Consider the following 19,834-nt stretch of genomic DNA (forward strand, 5'->3'; position numbering starts at 1 on the left):
CGCGTCAACGTCCTCTGGGCCCTCATTCGTGACGGGAAGCACTACGAGCATGCACTCCCCGTCACATCAGCTGCTTGACAACAACATTAGGAGGTGGTGAAGGCGAGGACCGCCACGTCGTCGGTCAGGGAGCCGGCGTGGCGGCGGACGTCCCGGTCGAGGAAGGAGACCACGGCGTCCGGGTCGGTGGCGGGCAGGGTGCCCAGGCGGGCGGCGAGCGGGTAGAACGCGCCGGTGCGGTCGCGGGCCTCGGTGAGGCCGTCGGTGTGCAGCAGCAGGGTGCGGCCGGGCGGCAGCGGGACGGTGGCGGGCGGCTCGACGGGGCCGGCCGCCAGGTGGCCCAGGCCCAGCGGGAGGTCCTCGGGGCAGCGGACGGTGCCGACGCTGCCCGGGGCCAGCAGCAGCGGGGCCAGGTGGCCCCGGTTGACCAGGCCGAGCTCGGTCCCGCCGGGGCGGTGTTCGAGCAGCACCGCGGTGACGAACAGCTCGCGGTCGCCGCGCTGTTCGGCGGCCCGGTGCACCTGGCGGTCCAACTTGGCCGCCAGTTCGCCCAGTTCGGCGGTCTCGTAGGCGGCGACCCGGAACGCGCCGATCACGTCGGCGACGGTCCGCACCGCGTCCAGCCCCTTGCCGCGGACGTCCCCGAGCAGGATCCGGGTGCCGTACTGGGTCTCGCACACCTCGTACAGGTCGCCGCCGATGCCGACGTCCGCCTGCGCGGGGTGGTAGAGCCCGGCGGCGCGCAGGCCCCCGGCGCGGGCCGGGACCGGGCGCAGCACGGTGTGCTGGAGGGTGTCGGCGACAGCGCGCACCCGGGCCAGGTCGCGGGCCTGGCGGCGGCGCTGCCGGGCCAGCCCCGCGCCCATCGCGCCGGCCAGCGCGGTGGCCAGGTACGTCCACAGGTGGTGCTGCTCGGTCAGGTGGCCGGCCCGCAGCGCGAGCAGCGCCTGGAGCGCGACGGTGACGGCGGTGGAGCAGGCGACCAGCGCGGGGCCGCCGCTGAACGCGACCACCACCGGGATCACGGTGAGCAGGAAGCCGGCCGCGACCGAGCTGGGGATGGACCACTCCATCACCAGGTCGGCGACCACCAGCAGCACCGGCAGCAGCCGCACCCAGGCCGGGGCGCGCAGCGCCTGCGCCATCGCGGCCTCCCAGCGCGCCCCGGCCGGGCGGACTGCGGTGGCGGGCCACGCTGCCATGCTGACCTCCTGAACGGCGGGTACGGGTGGGTCCTCCCCTCCATCGTCGCGTGCGGCGGCTCCCGGCCACCGCACGCCAAAGTCCCGACGGTTCGGGACCTTCGGCCCGTTCCGGCGGAACGGGACGACGTGCTGTGAGCCGGGTCACCGCCGAGGTGCGCGGACGGGCACGGATGCGCACGGACAGGCACGGCGCGCGGACGGGCACGGACGGACGGACACGGACGCACGGACGGGCACGGCGCGCGGACGGACGGGCACGGGCACACGGACGGCCGAATACGGACGGATGTTCACAAACGGGAGGGTTCACCGACCGGTGCTGCCCGTTTTTACACAGGCACACCGGTTTGCACACGATCGGCTTCGGTGGGGGTTCCCGTTCCGGGGCCGGAGGCTCCGGAACGCCCGTCCCACCGAACCGCTCCGGCAGGAAACCGGTGTCCGCGTTCCGGCGTCCCCACTATTGCTAGTTTTCGGGCGGGGGCTGCAGTTGGCGTGCGATCGGCCGGAACGGGAGTTCCCGTTCCGGAACCGGAAGCTCCGAGGCGCCCGCTCCACCGACCCGTCCCAGCGAGAAACCGGCATCCATGTTTCGACGTCTCCGCCTGTCGCCCGACGTTCCCACCGCGGCCGGCGCACCGTCCCTCCCCCGCATCCGGCCGGCCGCACTGCTCTGGGCCCCACCCGGACTCTGGTTCTGGCCGGCGCTGCTCGCGTGCGTCCTCGGCGGCTACCACGTCGGCCGACCGGAACTCTGGCGGGACGAGATCGCCACCTGGAGCGCGGCCACCCGGAGCCCCGGCGAACTGCTGGACATGCTGCACAACGTCGACGCGGTCTCCGGCGCCTACTACTTCACCATGCACTACTGGATCGCCCTGTTCGGCGACTCCCCGGTCAGCCTCCGGGCCCCGAGCGTGCTGGCGGTGACCGGCGCGGCCGCCCTGGTGGCGCTGAGCACGAAGAAGCTCTTCGGCGGCCCGGCCGGACTCTCGGCCGGCCTGCTGTTCGCCATGGTCCCCGCGGTCTCGCGGTACGCCCAGGAAGCCCGCTCCTACGCCCTCGTGGTGCTCGCGGTGACCGCGGCGACCTGGTTCCTGCTCCGGGCGCTGGAGGAGTCCGGGCGGGTCTGGCCGTGGTGGTGCGGGTACGCGGTCTGCGTCCTGCTGGCGGGGGCGTTCCACCTGGTGGCCGTCGCCATCCTGGCCGGACACGCGGGCACGGTCGCGGTCCGCCTCCGGCGCCGGACGTGGAAGCGCGCGCTGCCCGGCTACTGCCTGGCAGCCACGGCGGCGGCCGCGGGCCTGCTGCCGATCGTGCTGGCCGGGCAGCGGCAGGCGTCCCGGCAGATCTCCTGGATCCTGACCCCGAAGCCGATCGACCTGGTGCACTCCCTCCCGAGCATCTTCGGGACCGAGGACATCGAGCGGGCCCTGCTGGCGGCGGCCGTGGTCGCCTGCCTCCACCGCGCGACCCGGGCGGCCTCCCTCCAGGTCGTGCTGCTGGCGGTGCTGCCCCTGCTGGCCGTGTGGTTCCTCTCCCAGGGCTCCTCCTCGTACTGGACCGAGCGCTACCTGCTGTTCACCGTCCCGGCCTGGACGATGCTGGCCGGGGCCGGAATCGCGGCCCTGGCCGGGAGCGCCGTCCGGATGCGGGCCGGGAAGCGGGTCCCGGACGGGAACGGGGAGCAGGTCCCGGACGGGAACGGGGTCCGGGCGTCCGGCGGGGTCCGGGCGTCCGGCGGGGTCCGGGCGTCCGGCGGGGTCCGGCTGGCGGGGACGCTGCTGCGGCGCGCGCTGTGCCCGACGCTGCTGATCGCGGTCGGCGTCGTCGTCCTGCCGTCCCAGTCGAGCCTGCGCGCCGTCACCGCGCACGACCCCCGCGACCTGAAGGGCACCGCCGCGCTGCTGGCCGCCGACTACCGCCCCGGTGACGCGATCGTCCCGCCCCGCGGGGGCGCGTCCTACCTGATGCTCGACCTGGGGGTGCGCTACTACCTGCCGCGCTCCGACCGGCTGCGGGACGTGTTCGTCCGAACCGACGCCGTCCGGCTGAACGACTTCTTCGCGCTGGAGTGCCCCGTCCCCGCGGACTGCCTCGGGGCGGACCCGCGGGTGTGGGTGGTCGCCGTCGGCGAGTCGCCCGACCCCTACGCGGACCTCTCCCCCGCCCAGGCCGAGGCGCTCAAGTCCCGCTACACGCCGGTCCGGACCTCGCACGCGGGCGGCCTGACGCTCACCCTGCTCGCGCGCGGGCAGTGAGCGCGCCTCGCGAGGGCGGCGACCGCCGCGGACGGCCGGGGACGGACCGCGGGCGGACCGCGGGCGGGCCGGGGTCGGTGGGCCGGGGACGGTAGGCCGGGGTCGGTAGGCTGGACGGCCATGGAGATCTGGATCAACCCGCAGTGCAGCAAGTGCCGCACCGCCCAGGGCGAACTCGACGCGGCCGGCGTGGAGTACACCGTGCGCCGCTACCTGGAGGAGCCGCCGACGGCCGCCGAACTCGCCGAGGTGCTGGGCCGGTTGGGCCTGGAGCCGTGGGACGTGGCTCGGCTGGACGAGGCCGTGGCCAAGGAGCTGGACCTGCGCTCCTGGGGCCGCGAGGACGCCGACCGGGCCCGCTGGGTGGCCACGATGGCCGCCAACCCGGTCCTCATCCAGCGTCCGATCATCACCGCGGACGACGGCTACACCGTGATCGGGCGGACCCCGGACGCGGTGCAGGACGTGCTCTCGCACTGAGCGCCCTGAGCGCCCTGAGCGCCCTGGGCCCCTTGAGCCCCTCGCGCCCCTTGAGCCCTTGGGGCGGGTGACAGCGGGATGACAGCGGTCTGTGGGCGGGGCCCGGCAGGCTGGGGCGGTCCGTCCGCCGAGCCTGCCGGGAGCGCACCGTGTCCGACCTGCCGATCCGCCGCCTGACCGTCACCGCGGTGTGCCGGCCCACGCCGCGGACCGTCCGGGTCACCTTCGCACTGCCGCCCGGCGGGTTCGCCCTGGCCGGGCCCGACCAGCAGGTCGAGCTGCACTTCCCGCGCCCCGGCCAGGACCTGGTGGGCCGGCACCACGCCGTCACCGCGGCCCGCCGCCCCTGGGTGCGGCCCTTCACCCTGCGCGCCCACGACGCCGAACTCCACACCGTGGACGTCGACTTCATCCTGCCCGGAGCCTCCGGGGAGGGCCTCGGGGAGGACGGCGCGGTCGGACCGGCCGCCGCGTGGGCCGCGCGGGCCCGGCCCGGGCAGGTGCTGGAGATGTCCGGGCCCTCCCCCGAGTCCGCCCGCCCGTTCCCGCTGGACGGCGGCCGACCGCTGCTGCTCGCCTGCGACGAGTCCGCGCTGCCCGCCCTCGGCACCCTGGTCGAGGCCCTGCCGGCCGACGCCCGGGCCCACGCCTGGATCGAGGTCGCCGGCCCCGAGGAGCACCAACCCCTGCTCGGCTTCGGCGACTTGACCGCCCACTGGGTGCACCGCGGGGACGCCCCGCACGGCACCCGCCTGCTCGCCGCCGTCCGCTCCGCCGTGCTCCCGCCCGACCCCGGCCCCGCCTGGCTGGCCGGCGAGGCCGCCACCGTCCGCGCCCTCCGCCGCCACCTGGTCGAGGACCGCGGCCTCCCCCGCTCCGCCGTCCGCTCCACCGGCTACTGGCGCACCCGCCTCACCCAGGACGACGCCCCCACCCCCGAGGACCTCGCCGACGCCCGCGAACTCCTCCACCGCTCCCAGCCCGGCTGACCGGACCCCCGGGGCCCCGGCTGCGGAAAGGGCCCCGGGCCGGAGCCGGCGGCTGCTACCTTCCCGCAGGTGACGAGTCTCCTGCAGCCGCCGCTGCTCACCCGCCTGCTGGGCGCCGAACGGATCCTGATCGCCGGGGCGGGCGGCGGCTTCGACGTGTACGCGGGACTGCCGCTCGCCCTCGCGCTGCGGGCCGCCGGGCGCGAAGTCCACCTGGCGAACTTCTCGTTCAGCAGCCTGCACGGGCTGGACCTGGACGTCTGGGCGGCCCCCGAGCTGGCCCGGATCACGCCGGACGTCCGCTCGGCCGACCGGTACTTCCCCGAACGCTCGCTGGCCCGCTGGCTGCGCGACCACCAACTGCCGGACACCGTCTGGGCGTTCCCGCCCACCGGGGTGCAGCCGCTGCGGGCGGCGTACCGGGCGCTGGTCGACCTGCTCGGCATCGACGCGATCCTGCTGGTGGACGGCGGCACCGACATCCTGCTGCGCGGCGACGAGGCCGGACTCGGCACCCCGGAGGAGGACATGACCTCGCTCGCCGCCGTCGCCGGACTCGACGAGATCCCGCAACGCCTGGTCGCCTGCCTGGGGTTCGGCATCGACGCGTACCACGGCGTCAGCCACAGCCTGGTGCTGGAGAACCTCGCCGCCCTGCACCGCGACGGCGGCTACCTCGGCGCGTTCTCCATCCCCGCCGACTCCCCCGAGGCCGCCCACTACCTGGACGCCGTCGCCCACGCCCGCGACGAGTGCCCCGAGCACCCCAGCATCGTGCACGGCTCGGTCGCCGCCGCGCTGCGCGGCGAGTTCGGCGACGTCCGCTTCACCGAACGCACCGGCAGCAGCGCCCTGTTCATCAACCCGCTGATGACCCTCTACTTCGGCGCCACCGTCGAAGCCCTCGCCGCCCGGCACCTCTACCTGGACCGCCTGGAACACACCGTCCTGCTCGGCCAGGTCGCCGCCGCCATCGGCCGCTTCCAGGACTCCCTCCCCCGACAGCGCCCACCCCGGGCCTTCCCGCACTGAGACCCGCCCTGCCACCCTGCCCCCCCCCTGGCCGCCCTGCATGCCTGGCCGCCCTGCGCGCCCGGCTACCCTGCGTGCCTGGCCCCGGGCGGGTGGCCCGCAGGAAAACCGGTCCCCTCCGGTGCCGGGCGGCTGCTAGCCTCCGCCCCCGATGACCACCACCGATGCGTTCTTCCAACCACCGCTGCTCACCCGCCTGTTGGGCGCCGAACGGATCCTGATCGCCGGCGCGGGCGGCGGCCACGACGTGTACGCGGGACTGCCGCTCGCCCTCGCGCTGCGGGCCGCCGGGCGCGAAGTCCACCTGGCGAACCTGTCCTTCACCCACCACTACGGTCTGGACGGCGGGGCCTGGGCCGGACCGCACCTGGCCCGGATCACGCCCGACACCCCGTCCGCCGAAACCAAGTTCCCCGAACGCTCGCTGGCCCGCTGGCTGCGCGACCACCAACTGCCGGACGCCGTCTGGGCGTTCGCCTCGACCGGGGTCAAACCGCTGCGGACCGCCTACCGGACGCTGGTGCGGCGGCTCGGGATCGACGCGATCCTGCTGGTGGACGGCGGCACCGACATCCTGCTGCGCGGCGACGAAGCGGGCCTGGGCACCCCGGAGGAGGACATGGCCTCGCTGGCGGCCGTCGCCGGGCTCCGGAACGTGCCGCAGCGCCTGGTCGCCTGCCTCGGCTTCGGCGTCGACGCCCACCACGGCGTCAGCCACGCCCTGGTGCTGGAGAACCTCGCTGCGCTGCACCGCGACGGCGGCTACCTCGGCGCGTTCTCCATCCCCGCCGACTCCCCCGAGGCCGCCCACTACCTGGACGCCGTGGCCCGCGCCCGCGCCGAGCACCCCGAGCGGGCCAGCATCGTGCACGGCTCGGTCGCCGCCGCGCTGCGCGGCGAGTTCGGCAACGTCCGCTTCACCGAGCACACCGGCGACAGCACGCTGTTCGTCAACCCGCTGATGACGCTGTACTTCGGCGTCACGGTCGAGGCCCTGGCCGCCCGCAACCTCTACCTGGACCGGCTGGAGGGCACCGCCACGACCCGGGAGATCGCCTCCGTGATCGCCGACTTCCGCGAGGACCTGCCCCGGCAGCGCCCGGCCCGCCCCTTCCCGCACTGAGGCCCGCCCGGTCCCGCACCCGACCCCGGCGCCGGACCCGCTGGACCTGCTAGACCCGCTGGACCTGCTAGACCTCGATGCTGTCGCCGGGCGGCACGATCTCCAGCGGGACGTCGGTGAGCATGCCCGGGCTGAGGATGCGGGCCATCGACTGCTGCCCGATCTCGCTGAGCATCGCCTCGTGGATCTGCACCAGCCGCCCGGGGGCGACCGCCCGGACGTAGTCGGCGGCCTCGCCGGTCCTGGTCCACGGGCCGGCGGCGGGCAGCAGCAGCGTGCCGACCGGGGCCTCGGGCACGTGGTAGGCGTCGCCCGGGTGGTAGACCTGCCCGTCGACCAGGTAGCCGAGGTTCGCGACGCGCGGGATGTCGCGGTGGATGGCGGCGTGCAGGTCGCCGTGGACGGTGACGTCGAAGCCGGCCGCGGTGAACGCGTCCCCGGCGGCGACGGCCGTCACCTGGCCGCGCCGGGCCGCCGTCCACCGCTCCACCACCGCGGCGGGGCCGTAGACCCGCAGCTCGGGGCGGGCCTCCAGGGCCGCGCCGATCACCTCCTCGTCGAAGTGGTCGAAGTGCTCGTGGGTGATCAGCACCGCCGCCGCGCCGGCCACCGCCTGTGCGGCGTCGGGCGTGAAGGCGCCGGGGTCGACGACCATCCGGGCGCCGTCCTTGGTGAGCGTCACGCAGGCGTGGGCGTGCTTGGTCAGCCGCATCGGGAGTCCTTTCACGGAACCGCAGAGATGTGCAGGCGAGACTGTGCAGTCTGCACTGTACAGTCCTGACTGTACAACTGGTAGCGTGACCGCATGGCACACCCCTCCCCCTCCCCCGAGCCCCGGACCGAACGGCCCGCCGCCGAACAGCCCGCAGCCGAGCACCTCGCGGCCGAGCTGCGGGCGGCGATCAGCGGCCTGGTCCGGGCCGGTCGGCCGCACGACCAGCTCGCCCCCATCCCGGCGACGGTGCTGGACCTGCTCGACCGGCAGGGCCCGATGACCACCGCGGAACTCGCGGCGAGCCGCGGCGTGCGGCACCAGACCATGGCCGCCACGGTCAAGGAGCTCACCGAGGCCGGCCACCTGACCGCCGGGCCGCACCCGGACGACGCCCGCAAGAAGGTGCTCACCCTGACCGCGCAGGGCCGGAACGCAATCGAGGCCGACCGGCGGCAGCGGGTGGGCCTGCTCGCCCGGGCGCTCACCGCAAGCCTGAACGAGTCCGAGCGACTCCTACTGGCCCGGGCCCTCCCCCTGCTGGACCGGATCGCGACCGAGCTGAGCGCGACGGACGACGCGGACGGCGCGGCCGGCGCGGACGGCGCGGGCGAATCGAGCACGGCGGGCAGTGCGGGCAGTGCGGGACGGACGGGCGACCGGGGGCCGATCAGCGGGGCCTGGTGAGCCGCGGGGCCGTCGGCAAGCCCGGCGGCCAACACCTCCATTTCGATGACAACAGAATCTCCGTATCAACGATCCAAAACTCTGTTATCGTTGACAACAGCACAGCGAGATCATCGAAATGACGGAGGGCCGTGCCATGTCCAGCACCGAATCAGCACCCCGGGTCGCCCTGGTCACCGGCGGTTCCGGCGGCATCGGCCGGGCCGTGGTCCGGCAGCTCGCCGCCGCCGGGTACCCCGTCGCCGTCCACTACTCCGGCAACCGGGCCAAGGCCGAAGCGCTGGTCGCCGAGGTCGTCGGGGCCGGGGGGCGGGCGGTGGCCGTCGGCGGGGACGTCGCGGACGAGCACGCCATGGCCGCCGCGTTCGACCTGGTGGAGGCCGAGTTCGGCGGGCTGGACGTGGTCGTGCACACCGCGGGGGTGATGCGGCTGGCGCCGGTCGCCGAACTGGACCTGGCCGACTTCGACGAGGTCCAGCGGGTCAACGTCCGCGGCACCTTCGTGGTCGCCCAGCAGGCCGCCCGCCGGCTGCGCCGGGGCGGGGCGCTGATCAACTTCTCCACCTCGGTGGTCGGGTTGCAGTTCCCCGCCTACGGGGCGTACGCGGCCAGCAAGGGCGCGGTCGAGGCACTGACCCTGGTGCTCGCCCGCGAGCTGCGCGGCCGGGACGTCACCGTGAACACCGTCGCCCCCGGCCCCACCGCCACCGCGATGTTCCTGGACGGCAAGGACGCCGCCACCATCGACCGGCTGGCCGCGCAGCCCCCGCTCGAACGGCTCGGCACCCCCGAGGACATCGCCGAACTGGCCGTCTTCCTGGCCGGCCCGGCCGGCCGCTGGATCAACGGCCAGAACATCCGCAGCAACGGCGGGATCGTCTGACCCGCCACCAGTCCTTCCCGCACCACCACCGTCACCGTCACCAGTACCACCCTTCACGAGGAGAGCACCGTGCCTTTCGCCAACTTCAAGGTCCCCGCCGGCACCCTGGCCGCGGAGCAGAAGCAGCTGATCGTCGACCGCGTCACCGACCTGTACGCCGAGCTCTACGGTGAGCGGGCCCGCCAGAACACCATGGTGCTGGTCGAGGAGGTCACCGACGGCGGCTGGGGCATCGGCGGCCACGTCCTGACCGCCGCCATGCTCAACGGCACCGAGTAGCACCGAACAGCAGCACCACCGCAGCACCACCCCCCTCCCGGCCCGGCCCGCCCGCGCGCCCGGCCGGGAGGGCCCGGCGCCGCCCTCCACTACGCTGGCCCGGGCAGCGAGGAATCGAGGAACAGGCCATGCACGACGCCGGCACCACCGGTACCGCCCCCGCAGGTACCACCCCCACCGGCACTGCCCCCGCCGGCACCGCCCCCCGGGGGACCGGCGACCTCCGTTCCCGGATGCTCGAAGCCGCCGAGGACCTGCTCGAGGAGTCCGCGGACAACGACGTCTCGACCCGCGCCGTGTGCGACGCGGTCGGCGTCAAGCAGCCGGTGCTGTACCGCCTGTTCGGCGACAAGAACGGCCTGCTGATGGCGCTGGTCGCGCACGGCTTCGAGCGCTACATCGACCGCAAGCGGGCCCTCGCCGTCACCGCCGACCCGGTCGCCGACCTGCGGGCGGGCTGGGACGACCACATGGTCTTCGCGCTGACCAACCGGGCGCTGTACCGGCTGATGTTCTCGCCCGTCCTGCCCGAGGTGCCCGAACCGGCCACCCGGATCTTCGACATGCTCAAGCAGACCCTGGACCGGTGCGCGGCGGCCGGCGCCCTGCGGATCCCCACCGAGCAGGCTGCGCAGGCGATCCTGGCGGCCAACGTCGGCGTCACCCTGAGCATGCTCTCCCAGCCCGACCGCTTCGCCGACCCGGAGCTGTCCACCCGGGTCCGGGACGCGGTCTTCGCCTCCTGCCTGAACGAGTCGGCCGCCGCGCCCGCCCCCGAGGAGGACCGACTCGCCTCCGCCGCCCGCCAGTTGGAGGCCCAGCTGAAGCAGCGCCCCGGCCCGCTGGGCGAGGCGGAGACGGCCCTGCTGCTGGTCTGGCTGAACACCCTCCAGCAGCCGCCCGCCTCCTGACGGACCGTCAGACCCCTTGCCGGGCCCGGGCTTCCGGCGTCACCGGCGTGAAGAAGTTGACCAGGGTGCCGTCCGGGTCGCGGAGCAGCAGCGAGCGGTTGCCCCACGGCAGGGTGGTCGGCCCGCTGACGAACTCCGCGCCGCTGTCGGCCAGTCGGCGGTGCAGCAGGTCGACGTCCTCGACCAGGAACTCCACGATGGCGCTGCGGTTCGCGGCCGGCTCGGCCGAGCCCGGGGCGAACAGCGGCACGGTGCGGGTGCTGCCGATCGCCAACGTCCCGGCGGGCGTGCGGAGTTCGGCGAAGTCGGGGGTGGCCCGGACGGCGGTCAGGCCGGTGGCCTGCTCGTAGAACGCGACCAGGCGGTCGACGTCGGCGGTGATCAGTCGGACGGAGACGAGGTTCATGGGGTGCTCCCGTGCGGTGTTCCAGTGCGGTGGTTCCGGCCCCGGCGTTCAGTCCCGGGCGTCCGGCACCGGCGTGCGGCACCGGCGTCCGACACCGGGCCTGCGGCACCGGACACCGGGTGCGGCCGGTTCCGGATTCCGACGCTAGCGGTGATACCGGACGGAATCCGCCCGGTATCGGGAGGAGAATCGACGCCATGACCCGACCCCTGGCCCGTGTCCTCGCCCTGCTGGAGCTGCTGCAGTCCGGCGGCGTCCGCACCGTCGCGGAGCTGGCCGAACGGCTGGAGGTGGACGAGCGCACCGTCCGCCGGTACGTCGCGCACCTGGTCGACCTCGACCTGCCGGTGGAGTCGGTCCGCGGCCGCTACGGCGGCTACCGGCTCGCGCCCGGGCACCGGATGCCGCCGCTGATGCTCACCGACGAGGAGGCGCTGGCGGCCCTGTTCGGCCTGGCCGCCGCGCAGCGGGCGGGGCTGTCCGCCGCCTCCGCCACCGCGGGCGAGACGGCCGCCGCGAAGATCCGCCGGGTCCTGCCGCCCCGGCTCGCCCACCGCCTGGACGCCCTGCTGTCGACCCTGGCCTTCACCGCCGCACCCGCCGCCGCGAGCTCCGCCGCCGCGGCCTCCGCCCCCGCTCCGGACCCGGAGGCGCTGCTGACCGTCGCCGACGCGGTGCGCCACCGCCGCCCGCTGGCCTTCCGCTACACCAGCGCGGGCCGCCGCACCGGCGACCCCACCGACGACGCCGCCACCGGCAGCCGCACCCGCGAGCGGACCGTCCGGCCGTACGGGCTGGTGCTGCACGCGGGCCGCTGGTACCTGACCGGGTGGGACACCGGGGCGGACGCGGAGCGGCTGTTCCGGCTCGACCGGCTGGCCGCGCCCCGCCCGCTGCCGGGCACCTTCGAGCCGCCCGCCGGGCCGGACCCGGCCGAGCGCGTCCTGCACGCCCTGGCCACCGCCCCGCACCGGCACCGCGTCCGGCTGCGGATCCGGGCGGACGCGGCCCGGATCCGCGCGCAACTGCCGGCCGGGCTGGCCCTGGTCGGCGAACCGGGCCCCGACGGCTGGTCGGACGTCGAGCTGCGGGTGGCCGAACTCGACTGGCTCCCGGGCGTGTTGGCGGCCCTCGACCGCCCGTTCACGATCGTCGAACCGGAGCAACTCCGCTTCCTGGTCGCGGAGTTGGCCGAACGGCTGGCCGCGGCAGCCCGCCCGCACTGACGCGACCCAAGGCCCGGGGTCCGAGGTCCGGGGTCCGGGCCCGTCAGCCCTTGCGGGCCGCCGCGGCGATCTTCGCGGTGGTGTGGAAGAACCGCGAAGTCGCCTGCCCCCGGTAGGACTTGGGGAAGGCGGTGGCCGGGTTCCCGTTCAACCGGCCGTTGCGCACGTACATCACCACGAACGCCGCGTCCGCCGTGGCGCCGACCATCTCCCAGTCGCCCTTCGGCGAGGCGACCGGCAGCGCGGCGGCGACCTCGTCCGGCAGCGGCTCGGACAGGAACAACACGCACAGCCGCTTGTCCTCGGCGGGCTCGACCGCGGCGAACGGGTCGAGCGCGAGCAGCGCCTCGACCTCCTCGACCGTCCGCAGCATCACCGGCACGGGGTAGCCGAGCCCGTCCGCCAGGCCCGCCTCGATCCGGGCCGCCAGCGCCGCCCGGTCGGTCTCGGCGGTGCGGAAGAAGACGTTCCCGCTCTGGATGTACGTCCGCACGCCCTCCAGGCCCAGCCCGGCGAACAGCTCCCGCAGCCGGTCCATCTTCACGGTGCGGCCGCCGACGTTGATCGCCCGCAGGAAGGCGATGTAGGTCTCCATGCGGCCGAGTGTAGGCCGCGCCGCCGACACCTCCCGGGAACTGTCGGGCCCGGCGCCTACACTGCGCGCCATGACGACCTGGCAGGAGTTCGAGCAGCAGGCCCCCGGCCTCGCCCCGCGGATCCGGGCCCGCTTCGAGGCGCACAAGCACCACGTCCTGGCCACCCTCACCAAGGACGGCTCGCCCCGGGTGAGCGGCACCGAAGTCGACTTCCACGGGCCCGAGTTGTACCTCGGTTCGATGGCCGGCGCGGTCAAGGCCGCCGACCTGCGCCGGGACGGCCGCTGCGCGCTGCACGCCAACCCCGGGCCCGGCACCGACCTGGCCGGCGGGGACGCCAAACTCTCGCTGCGCGCCGTCGAGTTGACCGACCCGGCGGAGATCGCCGGGTACGAGGCGGGCCTGCCCGAGCCGCCGCCCGGCCCCTACCACGCGTTCCGGCTGGAGCTCACCGGCGCGGTGCTGACCGAGGTCGCGGGCGACCACCTGGTGATCAGCAGCTGGCACCCGGGCGGCCCCGTCCGGGTGGTCGAACGCCGGTAGCACGAAGGCCGGTTGACGCAGACGGCCGGTGGCGACCCCCTGCGGAGAGCGCAGGGAGCCGCCACCGGCCGCGAACCGACGAACCGATGGGCCGACGGGACGACGGGCCGTCAGCCGTTGGGGAGGATCACCGCCCGGCCGTTGATCTTGCCCGCGTGCAGGCGCTCGTAGGCGAGCGGCGCCTCGTCGATGCCGTACGTCTCGACGTGCACGTCGACCGCGCCGGCCCGGGCCAGGTCGAGGACCTCGATCAGCTCGGAGCGGCTGCCCCAGTACGGGGAGGTGACGGAGACCTCGTACGGCGTCGCGCCGAAGCCGACCGCCAGGGTGCCGCCGCCGATGCCCACGATGGTGACGTCGCCCTCGACGGCGGCCAGCTGCCCGGCCAGGGCCGTGGTGGGCGGGGCGCCGACGAAGTCGAAGACGGCCTGCGCGCCCAGCCCGGCGGTGAGTTCGCGCACCTTGCCGGCCGCCGCGCCGTCCGAGAGGACCGCCTCGTGCGCGCCGACCGTGCGGGCCAGGGCGAGCTTCTCCTCGGTGACGTCGAGCGCGATCACCCGGGCCGCGGTCATCGTCCGCAGCAGCTGGATCGCCACGTGCCCGAGGCCGCCGGTGCCGATCACCACCGCCGTCGAACCGGGCAGCAGCTTCGGCAGCGAGCGCTTGATCGCGTGGTACGGCGTCAGCCCGGCGTCGGTGAGCGGGACGGTGCGGACCGGGTCGAGGTCGCCGAGCGGGACGAGGTGCCGCGGGTCGTCGACGACCAGGTACTCGGCCATCGCGCCGGGCGCGCCCAACCCGGGCGGCATGATGCCGAGTTCGGTGGCCCGCAGGCAGTAGTTCTCCTTGCCCTCCGCGCACTTGGCGCAGCTGCCGCAGCCCCACGGGCCGTACACGGCCACCGACTCGCCCTCGGTGAGGCCGGTGACGCCCGCGCCGAACCCGGCGACGGTGCCGACGCCCTCGTGGCCGAGGGTCAGCGGCAGCGGGAACGGCAGTTGCTCGGCGGACCAGCTCATCACGGCGATGTCGGAGTGGCAGACGCCCGCGGCGGTGACCTTCAGCAGCACCTGCCCGGGACCGGGCTCGGGATCGGGGACGGTGACCACCTCGGGGTGGCCGCCGACGGTGCGGTACTGGACTGCCTTCATGGTTTCGACGCTCCTTCGCGCGCGGGTCCCCCCGGGGGAACGGCCCCCTGACGGTGGCTCAGCGGGCGGCGTAGCCGCCGTCGACCAGGTGGTAGCTGCCGGTGACGAAGGACGCCCGGTCGGACAGCAGGAACACGGTCAGCTCGGCGACCTCCTCGGCCCGGCCGAGCCGCCCGGCGGGGTGCAGCGAGATCAGCAGTTCGCGGCCCTCCGGGTCGGTGTCCTTCAGCAGCGGGGTGTCGATGAAGCCGGGGCCGACCGCGTTGACCCGCACGCCCTGCGGGGCGTACTCGATCGCGGCGGTCTTGGTCAGGCCGACCACGCCGTGCTTGGCGGCGACGTACGCGGGCGAGCTGGCGAAGCCGTTGGTGCCGAGGATCGAGGCCATGTTGACGATCGAGCCGCCGCCGGCCGCCAGCAGTTCCGGCAGTTCGTAGCGCATCGAGTAGAAGACGCCGTCCAGGTTGGTGGCCAGCACCCGGCGCCACGCCTCCGGCTCGTACTCGCCGGTGGGGGCGACCGGGCCGCCGATGCCCGCGTTGTTGACGGCGAGGCTGAGCGGGCCGAGGCCGTCCACGGTGGCCCGGACGGCGGCCTCGACCGAGGCCGGGTCGGTGACGTCGAGCTGCACGGCCAGCGCCTTCGCACCGGTGGCCTCGATCGCGGCGGCGGCCGCGCGGGCGCCGTCCAGGTTGTAGTCGGCGACGGCGACCTGCGCGCCGCGCTCGGCGAGCAGGGTGGCGGTCGCCAGGCCGATGCCGGAGGCGCCTCCGGTGACGAGGGCGGTGCGGCCGGCGAACTCCTGGGTGGTCATGGGTGGTTCCTCTCGTGCGCCGCGCGAAGGGGTGGGCGCGGGTGGTACTGGTCCCGGCCGGCGGGTGGTCGGCGCGGGGTGGTGCGGGGTGGTGCTGGTGGGGACCGCGGGCTGACGGTTCGTCAGTTCCCGTGGTCAGCTCGGGGGTTCGGCCGCCGCCAGGTCGAAGGCGCGGTCGAGCAGGGTGGGCAGGTCGCCCGCGGGGTCGCGCACCCAGGTGCGGGTGGCGGCGTGCAGGGCGGCGACGCCGAGGCCGACGGCGACGGCGGGGCGCAGGTCGGTCTCCGGGTGCAGGCCGAGCCGGGCGGCGACCAGCCGGATCGACCGCTCCTCCTCGGCGACCGAGATCCGGCGGAACGCGGCGGTCAGCGCGGGCTCCTCGTCGATCAGGACGAACAGGTCGCGCATGCCGGGGCGGCGGTGCCAGGCGGGGTGCTCGGGGTCGGGGTCGTGCAGCCAGGCGGCAACGGCGGCCCGGTAGGCGGCGACCGGCGACTCGGCGGCGGGCCGGGTGGCGAGCGCCTCGTTGATCCGGGCGAAGTCGGCACGCAGGCAGTCCAGGACGGCGTCCTCGCGGGAGCCGAAGTGGCGGCTGAAGGTGCGGCGGGAGACGTCGGCGGCGTCCGTGACGTCCTCGACGGCGAGGGCGGCGAAGCCGTGCGCCAGGGTGAGGCGCAGCGCGGCGGCGGCCATCGCCTCGCGGGTGCGCCGGGCCTTGCGGTCGCGCCGCCCGGCCCCGCCCCCGCCCCCGTCCCGGGGCCCTGCCTCGTCCCGCCCTACCGCGTCCGACTCCACCGCGTCCGACTCCACCGCGTCCGGCCCGGTGCCGCGCGGCCCGGGGACGCCCTGCGCACCGGGCCCGGACACAGCCCCGGGCCCGGACACAGCCTCGGGGCCGGGCCCGGACGCAGGCCCGAACGCGGGTGCAGGCCCGGACGCGGGTGCGGTGTGCGGCGCGGGCCGGTCGGTGTTCATGGCCCCACCGTACTCCCGAAAATGTCCCGGCGGGACATCAGTCCCGCCGGGACATCACGACCGGCCCGTCGGGCGGCGGCGGGCCGGTGGTCCGTTACTGCCCGGTCGGCCCCCACAGCCGGTCGGTGCAGCGGGCGTAGGTGTCGCGCCAGTGCGGCCAGTGGCGCACGGTCTCGTCGTCGCAGTCGGCGAGCAGCCGGTCGATCTGCTCCGGGGCGACGCCCTCCAGCAGCCACACCAGGGCGTCGGACGCGGACGGGCCGTCGGCGACCCGCAGCAGGTCGAGCAGTTCGGGCAGGGTGCCGATCCGGGAGCCGGGCTGGAAGACGCCCGCCATCCGGGGCAGCAGCTGGCGCTCCTCGATCCGCAGGTGGGTCTCCACCCGGGCGGCCAGTTCCTCGACCGCGTAGGAGACCGGCCAGGCGCTGGCCGGGTCGCGGGTGGCGATGCCGACCAGGGTGGTGGTGCGGGTGAAGCACTGGTCGAGGTTGTGGTGGTCGGACTCCAGCCAGTTGAGCAGCAGCCGCAGTTCGGGTGCGAAGCGGCGCAGCACCGGCCACAGCCGGGTGTCCTGCTGCTCGTGGTGGCAGGTGATCATGGCGTTGACGAAGTCCCAGTGCCGCTTGAGGGCTTCGGCCGCGTCGCGGTCCTCGGGCTGGAGCAGGCGCAGCGCCTGCGGGATCCGGGCCAGGTCGCGCCGGACGGCGGCGTGCACCAGGCGCAGCCCGGCGAACGGGATCGGCTCGGACACCGTGGCGGGGTCGGCGGTCGGGGCGGGGTCGGTCGTCGCGGCGGGCGCCTGGTCCTGCCGGGCAGGGGCGGTCTCGGGACCAACGGACAGCAGGTGACGGGACATGGCGCTCTCTTCACGACGGTCTGGGGCTGGCCGGAGCGGGGGTCGCGGTGCGACACCCCGGTCCAGTTCTCCGGTCCACGGCTCCAGGGTGACCGCAGTCCATCAGGGGTGAATGAACGACCGATTGATGTGCAGGTCAGAGCGTTGCGGGGGTTCCGGGCCCGGTTTTTGGCGAAGTTTTGCCTTCGCCTCCCCGGGCCCGGGCGTGTCCACGCCCGCAGGGGACGCGGACACGGAAGGGTGCGGGCGCGGACACAGGAGGTGCGGGCGCCGACGCGGACGCGGTCAGTCGGACTCCGGCCCGGCGGTGTTGGCGGTCAGCCACTCCAGCGTGGTGGGGATCATCTTCTTGAAGTCCGAGGTGAGGTGCTTGCCCCCGGGCTGCTCGTAGTACTCCACGGTGGTGGGGGCCTTGGCCTTGGCGACCCAGTTCTTCACCAGCTTGATCTCGTACGGGTTGGCGCCGCCCGCGGTGGCCAGCATCCGCACGTCGGCGGCGCCGGCGCCGATCAGCTGGTCGGGGCTGTTGGCCAGGCGCTCCTGCTCGTGGCCCTTCCAGAGCGGCGAGTCGGGGTTCCAGTAGCCGTCGATCGGCACCGCGGCCTTGAACACGTCGGGGTGCTGGAGCGCGAGCTTCGCGCTGCAGAACGCGCCGGTGGAGGCGCCCATCACGGCCCAGCCGTCCCGGCCCTTGATGGTGCGGAAGTTGGCGCGGACGAAGGCCGGGATGTCCTCGGCCATCCAGGTGCCGATCTTCGGCTGGCCGGGGATGTCGGCGCACTCCAGGGCCTTGGACTCGTTGGAGTCCAGGTTCTGCACCGGCATGATCATGATGAACGGGTGGGCCTTGCCCTGGGCGACCAGCTGCTGGTCGATCTCCTGGATCGGCAGCTGGTTGTCGGTCCAGGTGTTGTAGCCGGCGCTCTGCCCGCCCGCGTACAGGGTCAGCACCGGGAAGCCGGTCTTGGCGTACTTCGGGTCGTTGTACTCGGGCGGCAGCCAGATCCAGACCTTGCCGCTGACGCCGGACTTGGCGCCGGCCAGGGTGGTCATCATGATCGGGCCGGCCGGGGTGTCCCGGGCCTTGGTGAACTGGGTGGCCGGGCCGGTCGGCATCAGGACCTTGGTCGGCTTCGGCGGGGCGCTGCTGGGCGGCGCGGCGGCCGCGGACCCGGAGTTCTGGCCGGTGGAGATCGCGGCCCGGGCGGCGTCGGCGCCGCTGCCGGAGCTGCCGCAGGCGGCGAGCGGGACGGTGAGGGCGAGCAGGGCGACGGCGGCCGCCAGTGGGCGGCGGGCGGCGGGGCGGGGCTGCGGCAGCACGGTGGTCTCTCCGGGCGGGGGGCCGGCCCGGCAGCCGGGTGGGGGCCCTGGTCAGTGAGTGTCGGGGACGGCTGCCGCGGGCGGCGGCTTCGCCCAGGGTTGCGGCCCCGGCCGCGCGCGCTGCGGCGGTCCGGGCCTCCCGTGATCCTATGACGTGCCTCCCCCCGGGCCGGTTGCGGCGGGGCCCACAACCCGCCGGTCGGCGGGGGTGCTCCGGCCGGTCGGCGGGGGTCCGCACCGGGCCGGGGATCCGCACCGGGCCGGAAGTCCGCACCGGGCCGGGGATCCGGTGGCGCGGCGCGGCTTGGACGGTCCTCCAGCTGACGCGGCACCCCGGCCCGGCGATCATGGTGGTTCGGTGTCCCGGATCCACCCGAGGAGTGTGCGCGTGTCCCAGCAGGTTGCCGTGATCACCGGTGCGGGCAGCGGCGTCGGCCGCGCCGTGGCCCGCGAGCTCGCCCGGGCCGGCTGGCGGCTGGTGCTGGCCGGGCGCCGGGCCGCCCCGCTGGCGGAGACCGCCGCCGGGCTCGGGCCGGACCGCGTCCTGGCGGTGCCCGCCGACGTCACCGACGAGGAGCAGGTGGAGGCGCTGTTCGACGCGGCCGTCGGGCACTTCGGCCGGATCGACCTGCTGTTCAACAACGCCGGGACGTTCGGCCGCTCCGCCCCGGTCGAGGAGGTGGCGGCGGCCGACTGGCGGGCCGTGGTCGACCTCAACCTGACCGGCGCGTTCCTGTGCGCGCGGGCCGCGTTCCGCCGGATGAAGGAGCAGGACCCGCAGGGCGGACGGATCGTCAACAACGGCTCGATCTCCGCCCACGTGCCGCGCCCGCACGCGATCGCCTACACCGCGACCAAGCACGCCGTCACCGGCCTGACCCGCGCCCTGTCGCTGGAGGGCCGCCCGTACCGGATCGCCTGCGGGCAGATCGACATCGGCAACGCGGCCACCGACATGACGGCGGCGATGGACACGGGGGTGCGGCAGGCGGACGGGCGGACCGCGCCCGAGCCGACCATGGACGTCGCGGACGTGGCCCGGACGGTGCGGCACATGGCGGAGCTGCCGTTGGAGGCGAACGTGCAGTTCGCCACCGTGATGGCCACCGCGATGCCGTACATCGGCCGGGGCTGAGGGCCCGTCGGCGGCGGCCTCACTCGTCGTGCGAGTGGCGGTACGTCGGCCGGGGCCCGTCCGGGTCGTAGCGGTAGACGCTGGTGGTGGGCCACTGCTCGCCGCGGGCCGGGTCGGGGAGTTCGGCGCGCAGCACCATCCGCAACGACGGCGGCGGCGCGCTGGGGCGGACCCGCTTGAGGTGTCCGTCCCAGCGGCCGCCGCGGAGTTCGACGTCCAGGATGGGGGTGTGGGGGTGGGTGGGGGTGGG

General features: G+C 75.1%; 22 protein-coding genes. 12 read left to right on the top strand and 10 right to left on the bottom strand.

The genetic code is table 11. The features are described from left to right. Positions 1-86 precede the first annotated feature (86 nt). Entirely contained in the window at positions 87-1,202 is a 1,116-nt protein-coding gene (locus IH44_RS0133335; protein WP_051817840.1) for a PP2C family protein-serine/threonine phosphatase, read from the bottom strand. 590 nt (positions 1,203-1,792) lie between these two features. Here IH44_RS0133335 and IH44_RS41820 point away from each other — a divergent pair. The 5 genes from IH44_RS41820 (at position 1,793) to IH44_RS0133360 (ending at position 7,090) form a co-directional block, all read left to right on the top strand. Continuing rightward, on the top strand, positions 1,793-3,466 hold the full coding sequence (locus tag IH44_RS41820; protein ID WP_035957202.1) for a glycosyltransferase family 39 protein: 1,674 nt from the start codon (positions 1,793-1,795) through the stop codon (positions 3,464-3,466). A 120-nt stretch (positions 3,467-3,586) separates the two neighbouring features. Next, positions 3,587-3,946: an ArsC/Spx/MgsR family protein gene (locus IH44_RS0133345; protein ID WP_030463545.1), complete on the top strand. Its 360-nt coding sequence runs from the start codon at positions 3,587-3,589 to the stop codon at positions 3,944-3,946. Between the two features lie 149 nt (positions 3,947-4,095). After that, positions 4,096-4,935 carry a siderophore-interacting protein gene (locus tag IH44_RS0133350; protein ID WP_030463546.1) on the top strand — a complete coding sequence of 280 codons (840 nt, stop codon included), beginning with the start codon at positions 4,096-4,098 and terminating at the stop codon, positions 4,933-4,935. Positions 4,936-5,004: 69 nt separating this feature from the next. After that, positions 5,005-5,967 (top strand): DUF1152 domain-containing protein, encoded by a 963-nt coding sequence (locus IH44_RS0133355; protein ID WP_030463547.1) that lies wholly within the window; start codon positions 5,005-5,007, stop codon positions 5,965-5,967. Positions 5,968-6,118: 151 nt separating this feature from the next. Beyond that, positions 6,119-7,090, top strand: coding sequence for a DUF1152 domain-containing protein (locus tag IH44_RS0133360; RefSeq protein ID WP_030463548.1), 972 nt, complete (start codon positions 6,119-6,121; stop codon positions 7,088-7,090). 67 nt (positions 7,091-7,157) lie between these two features. Here the strand turns inward: IH44_RS0133360 and IH44_RS0133365 are convergent, their stop codons facing one another. Continuing rightward, positions 7,158-7,802 carry an MBL fold metallo-hydrolase gene (locus IH44_RS0133365; RefSeq protein WP_030463549.1) on the bottom strand — a complete coding sequence of 215 codons (645 nt, stop codon included), beginning with the start codon at positions 7,800-7,802 and terminating at the stop codon, positions 7,158-7,160. A gap of 93 nt (positions 7,803-7,895) precedes the next feature. Here IH44_RS0133365 and IH44_RS0133370 point away from each other — a divergent pair, with 93 nt between their 5' ends. The 4 genes from IH44_RS0133370 to IH44_RS0133385 all read left to right on the top strand — a co-directional run bounded on the left by IH44_RS0133370 (position 7,896) and on the right by IH44_RS0133385 (position 10,562). Then, the gene (locus IH44_RS0133370) at positions 7,896-8,489 is read left to right on the top strand and encodes a MarR family winged helix-turn-helix transcriptional regulator (RefSeq protein ID WP_051817842.1); all 594 of its coding nucleotides are present in this window, start codon (positions 7,896-7,898) and stop codon (positions 8,487-8,489) included. Between the two features lie 136 nt (positions 8,490-8,625). Then, entirely contained in the window at positions 8,626-9,372 is a 747-nt protein-coding gene (locus IH44_RS0133375; RefSeq protein WP_232795183.1) for an SDR family oxidoreductase, read from the top strand. A 69-nt stretch (positions 9,373-9,441) separates the two neighbouring features. Then, complete coding sequence (locus IH44_RS0133380) at positions 9,442-9,651, top strand: 4-oxalocrotonate tautomerase family protein (protein ID WP_030463552.1); 210 nt, start codon at positions 9,442-9,444, stop codon at positions 9,649-9,651. Positions 9,652-9,779: 128 nt separating this feature from the next. Continuing rightward, positions 9,780-10,562, top strand: coding sequence for a TetR/AcrR family transcriptional regulator (locus IH44_RS0133385; protein ID WP_081967285.1), 783 nt, complete (start codon positions 9,780-9,782; stop codon positions 10,560-10,562). A 7-nt stretch (positions 10,563-10,569) separates the two neighbouring features. Here IH44_RS0133385 and IH44_RS0133390 read toward each other — a convergent pair whose 3' ends face one another. Next, positions 10,570-10,968 carry a VOC family protein gene (locus IH44_RS0133390; RefSeq protein ID WP_030463554.1) on the bottom strand — a complete coding sequence of 133 codons (399 nt, stop codon included), beginning with the start codon at positions 10,966-10,968 and terminating at the stop codon, positions 10,570-10,572. A gap of 197 nt (positions 10,969-11,165) precedes the next feature. Between IH44_RS0133390 and IH44_RS0133395 the strand changes: the two genes are divergently transcribed. Beyond that, the gene (locus IH44_RS0133395) at positions 11,166-12,194 is read left to right on the top strand and encodes a YafY family protein (RefSeq protein WP_030463555.1); all 1,029 of its coding nucleotides are present in this window, start codon (positions 11,166-11,168) and stop codon (positions 12,192-12,194) included. A gap of 43 nt (positions 12,195-12,237) precedes the next feature. On the opposite strand, the gene IH44_RS0133400 is transcribed toward IH44_RS0133395, so the two are convergent. Next, entirely contained in the window at positions 12,238-12,789 is a 552-nt protein-coding gene (locus IH44_RS0133400; RefSeq protein WP_030463556.1) for a DUF1697 domain-containing protein, read from the bottom strand. 70 nt (positions 12,790-12,859) lie between these two features. Between IH44_RS0133400 and IH44_RS0133405 the strand changes: the two genes are divergently transcribed. After that, positions 12,860-13,333: a pyridoxamine 5'-phosphate oxidase family protein gene (locus IH44_RS0133405; protein ID WP_030463557.1), complete on the top strand. Its 474-nt coding sequence runs from the start codon at positions 12,860-12,862 to the stop codon at positions 13,331-13,333. A 110-nt stretch (positions 13,334-13,443) separates the two neighbouring features. On the opposite strand, the gene IH44_RS0133410 is transcribed toward IH44_RS0133405, so the two are convergent. The 5 genes from IH44_RS0133410 to IH44_RS0133430 form a co-directional block, all read right to left on the bottom strand. Continuing rightward, the gene (locus IH44_RS0133410; protein WP_030463558.1) at positions 13,444-14,484 is read right to left on the bottom strand and encodes an NAD(P)-dependent alcohol dehydrogenase; all 1,041 of its coding nucleotides are present in this window, start codon (positions 14,482-14,484) and stop codon (positions 13,444-13,446) included. Positions 14,485-14,542: 58 nt separating this feature from the next. Further along, positions 14,543-15,298: an SDR family NAD(P)-dependent oxidoreductase gene (locus tag IH44_RS0133415; RefSeq protein WP_030463559.1), complete on the bottom strand. Its 756-nt coding sequence runs from the start codon at positions 15,296-15,298 to the stop codon at positions 14,543-14,545. A 135-nt stretch (positions 15,299-15,433) separates the two neighbouring features. Then, positions 15,434-16,165: a TetR family transcriptional regulator gene (locus IH44_RS0133420; protein WP_232795184.1), complete on the bottom strand. Its 732-nt coding sequence runs from the start codon at positions 16,163-16,165 to the stop codon at positions 15,434-15,436. Between the two features lie 202 nt (positions 16,166-16,367). Beyond that, positions 16,368-17,129 carry a hemerythrin domain-containing protein gene (locus IH44_RS0133425; RefSeq protein ID WP_030463561.1) on the bottom strand — a complete coding sequence of 254 codons (762 nt, stop codon included), beginning with the start codon at positions 17,127-17,129 and terminating at the stop codon, positions 16,368-16,370. 285 nt (positions 17,130-17,414) lie between these two features. Continuing rightward, entirely contained in the window at positions 17,415-18,449 is a 1,035-nt protein-coding gene (locus IH44_RS0133430) for an esterase family protein (RefSeq protein ID WP_030463562.1), read from the bottom strand. Positions 18,450-18,837: 388 nt separating this feature from the next. Here IH44_RS0133430 and IH44_RS0133435 point away from each other — a divergent pair, with 388 nt between their 5' ends. Next, on the top strand, positions 18,838-19,584 hold the full coding sequence (locus IH44_RS0133435) for an SDR family NAD(P)-dependent oxidoreductase (protein ID WP_030463563.1): 747 nt from the start codon (positions 18,838-18,840) through the stop codon (positions 19,582-19,584). 19 nt (positions 19,585-19,603) lie between these two features. Here IH44_RS0133435 and IH44_RS0133440 read toward each other — a convergent pair. After that, the coding region (locus IH44_RS0133440) for a hypothetical protein (protein WP_030463564.1) at positions 19,604-19,834 on the bottom strand (231 nt) is incomplete at its 5' end.

The sequence above is a fragment of the Kitasatospora sp. NRRL B-11411 genome (assembly GCF_000721345.1).
Taxonomy (GTDB): domain Bacteria; phylum Actinomycetota; class Actinomycetes; order Streptomycetales; family Streptomycetaceae; genus Kitasatospora; species Kitasatospora cineracea.

Coding starts and splice junctions, on each gene's coding strand:
- IH44_RS0133335 (WP_051817840.1), bottom strand. CDS start 1,202: ATGGCAGCGTGGCCCGCCACCGCAGTCCGCCCGGCCGGGGCGCGCTGG.
- IH44_RS41820 (WP_035957202.1), top strand. CDS start 1,793: ATGTTTCGACGTCTCCGCCTGTCGCCCGACGTTCCCACCGCGGCCGGC.
- IH44_RS0133345 (WP_030463545.1), top strand. CDS start 3,587: ATGGAGATCTGGATCAACCCGCAGTGCAGCAAGTGCCGCACCGCCCAG.
- IH44_RS0133360 (WP_030463548.1), top strand. CDS start 6,119: ATGACCACCACCGATGCGTTCTTCCAACCACCGCTGCTCACCCGCCTG.
- IH44_RS0133365 (WP_030463549.1), bottom strand. CDS start 7,802: ATGCGGCTGACCAAGCACGCCCACGCCTGCGTGACGCTCACCAAGGAC.
- IH44_RS0133370 (WP_051817842.1), top strand. CDS start 7,896: ATGGCACACCCCTCCCCCTCCCCCGAGCCCCGGACCGAACGGCCCGCC.
- IH44_RS0133375 (WP_232795183.1), top strand. CDS start 8,626: ATGTCCAGCACCGAATCAGCACCCCGGGTCGCCCTGGTCACCGGCGGT.
- IH44_RS0133385 (WP_081967285.1), top strand. CDS start 9,780: ATGCACGACGCCGGCACCACCGGTACCGCCCCCGCAGGTACCACCCCC.
- IH44_RS0133390 (WP_030463554.1), bottom strand. CDS start 10,968: ATGAACCTCGTCTCCGTCCGACTGATCACCGCCGACGTCGACCGCCTG.
- IH44_RS0133395 (WP_030463555.1), top strand. CDS start 11,166: ATGACCCGACCCCTGGCCCGTGTCCTCGCCCTGCTGGAGCTGCTGCAG.
- IH44_RS0133400 (WP_030463556.1), bottom strand. CDS start 12,789: ATGGAGACCTACATCGCCTTCCTGCGGGCGATCAACGTCGGCGGCCGC.
- IH44_RS0133405 (WP_030463557.1), top strand. CDS start 12,860: ATGACGACCTGGCAGGAGTTCGAGCAGCAGGCCCCCGGCCTCGCCCCG.
- IH44_RS0133410 (WP_030463558.1), bottom strand. CDS start 14,484: ATGAAGGCAGTCCAGTACCGCACCGTCGGCGGCCACCCCGAGGTGGTC.
- IH44_RS0133415 (WP_030463559.1), bottom strand. CDS start 15,298: ATGACCACCCAGGAGTTCGCCGGCCGCACCGCCCTCGTCACCGGAGGC.
- IH44_RS0133425 (WP_030463561.1), bottom strand. CDS start 17,129: ATGTCCCGTCACCTGCTGTCCGTTGGTCCCGAGACCGCCCCTGCCCGG.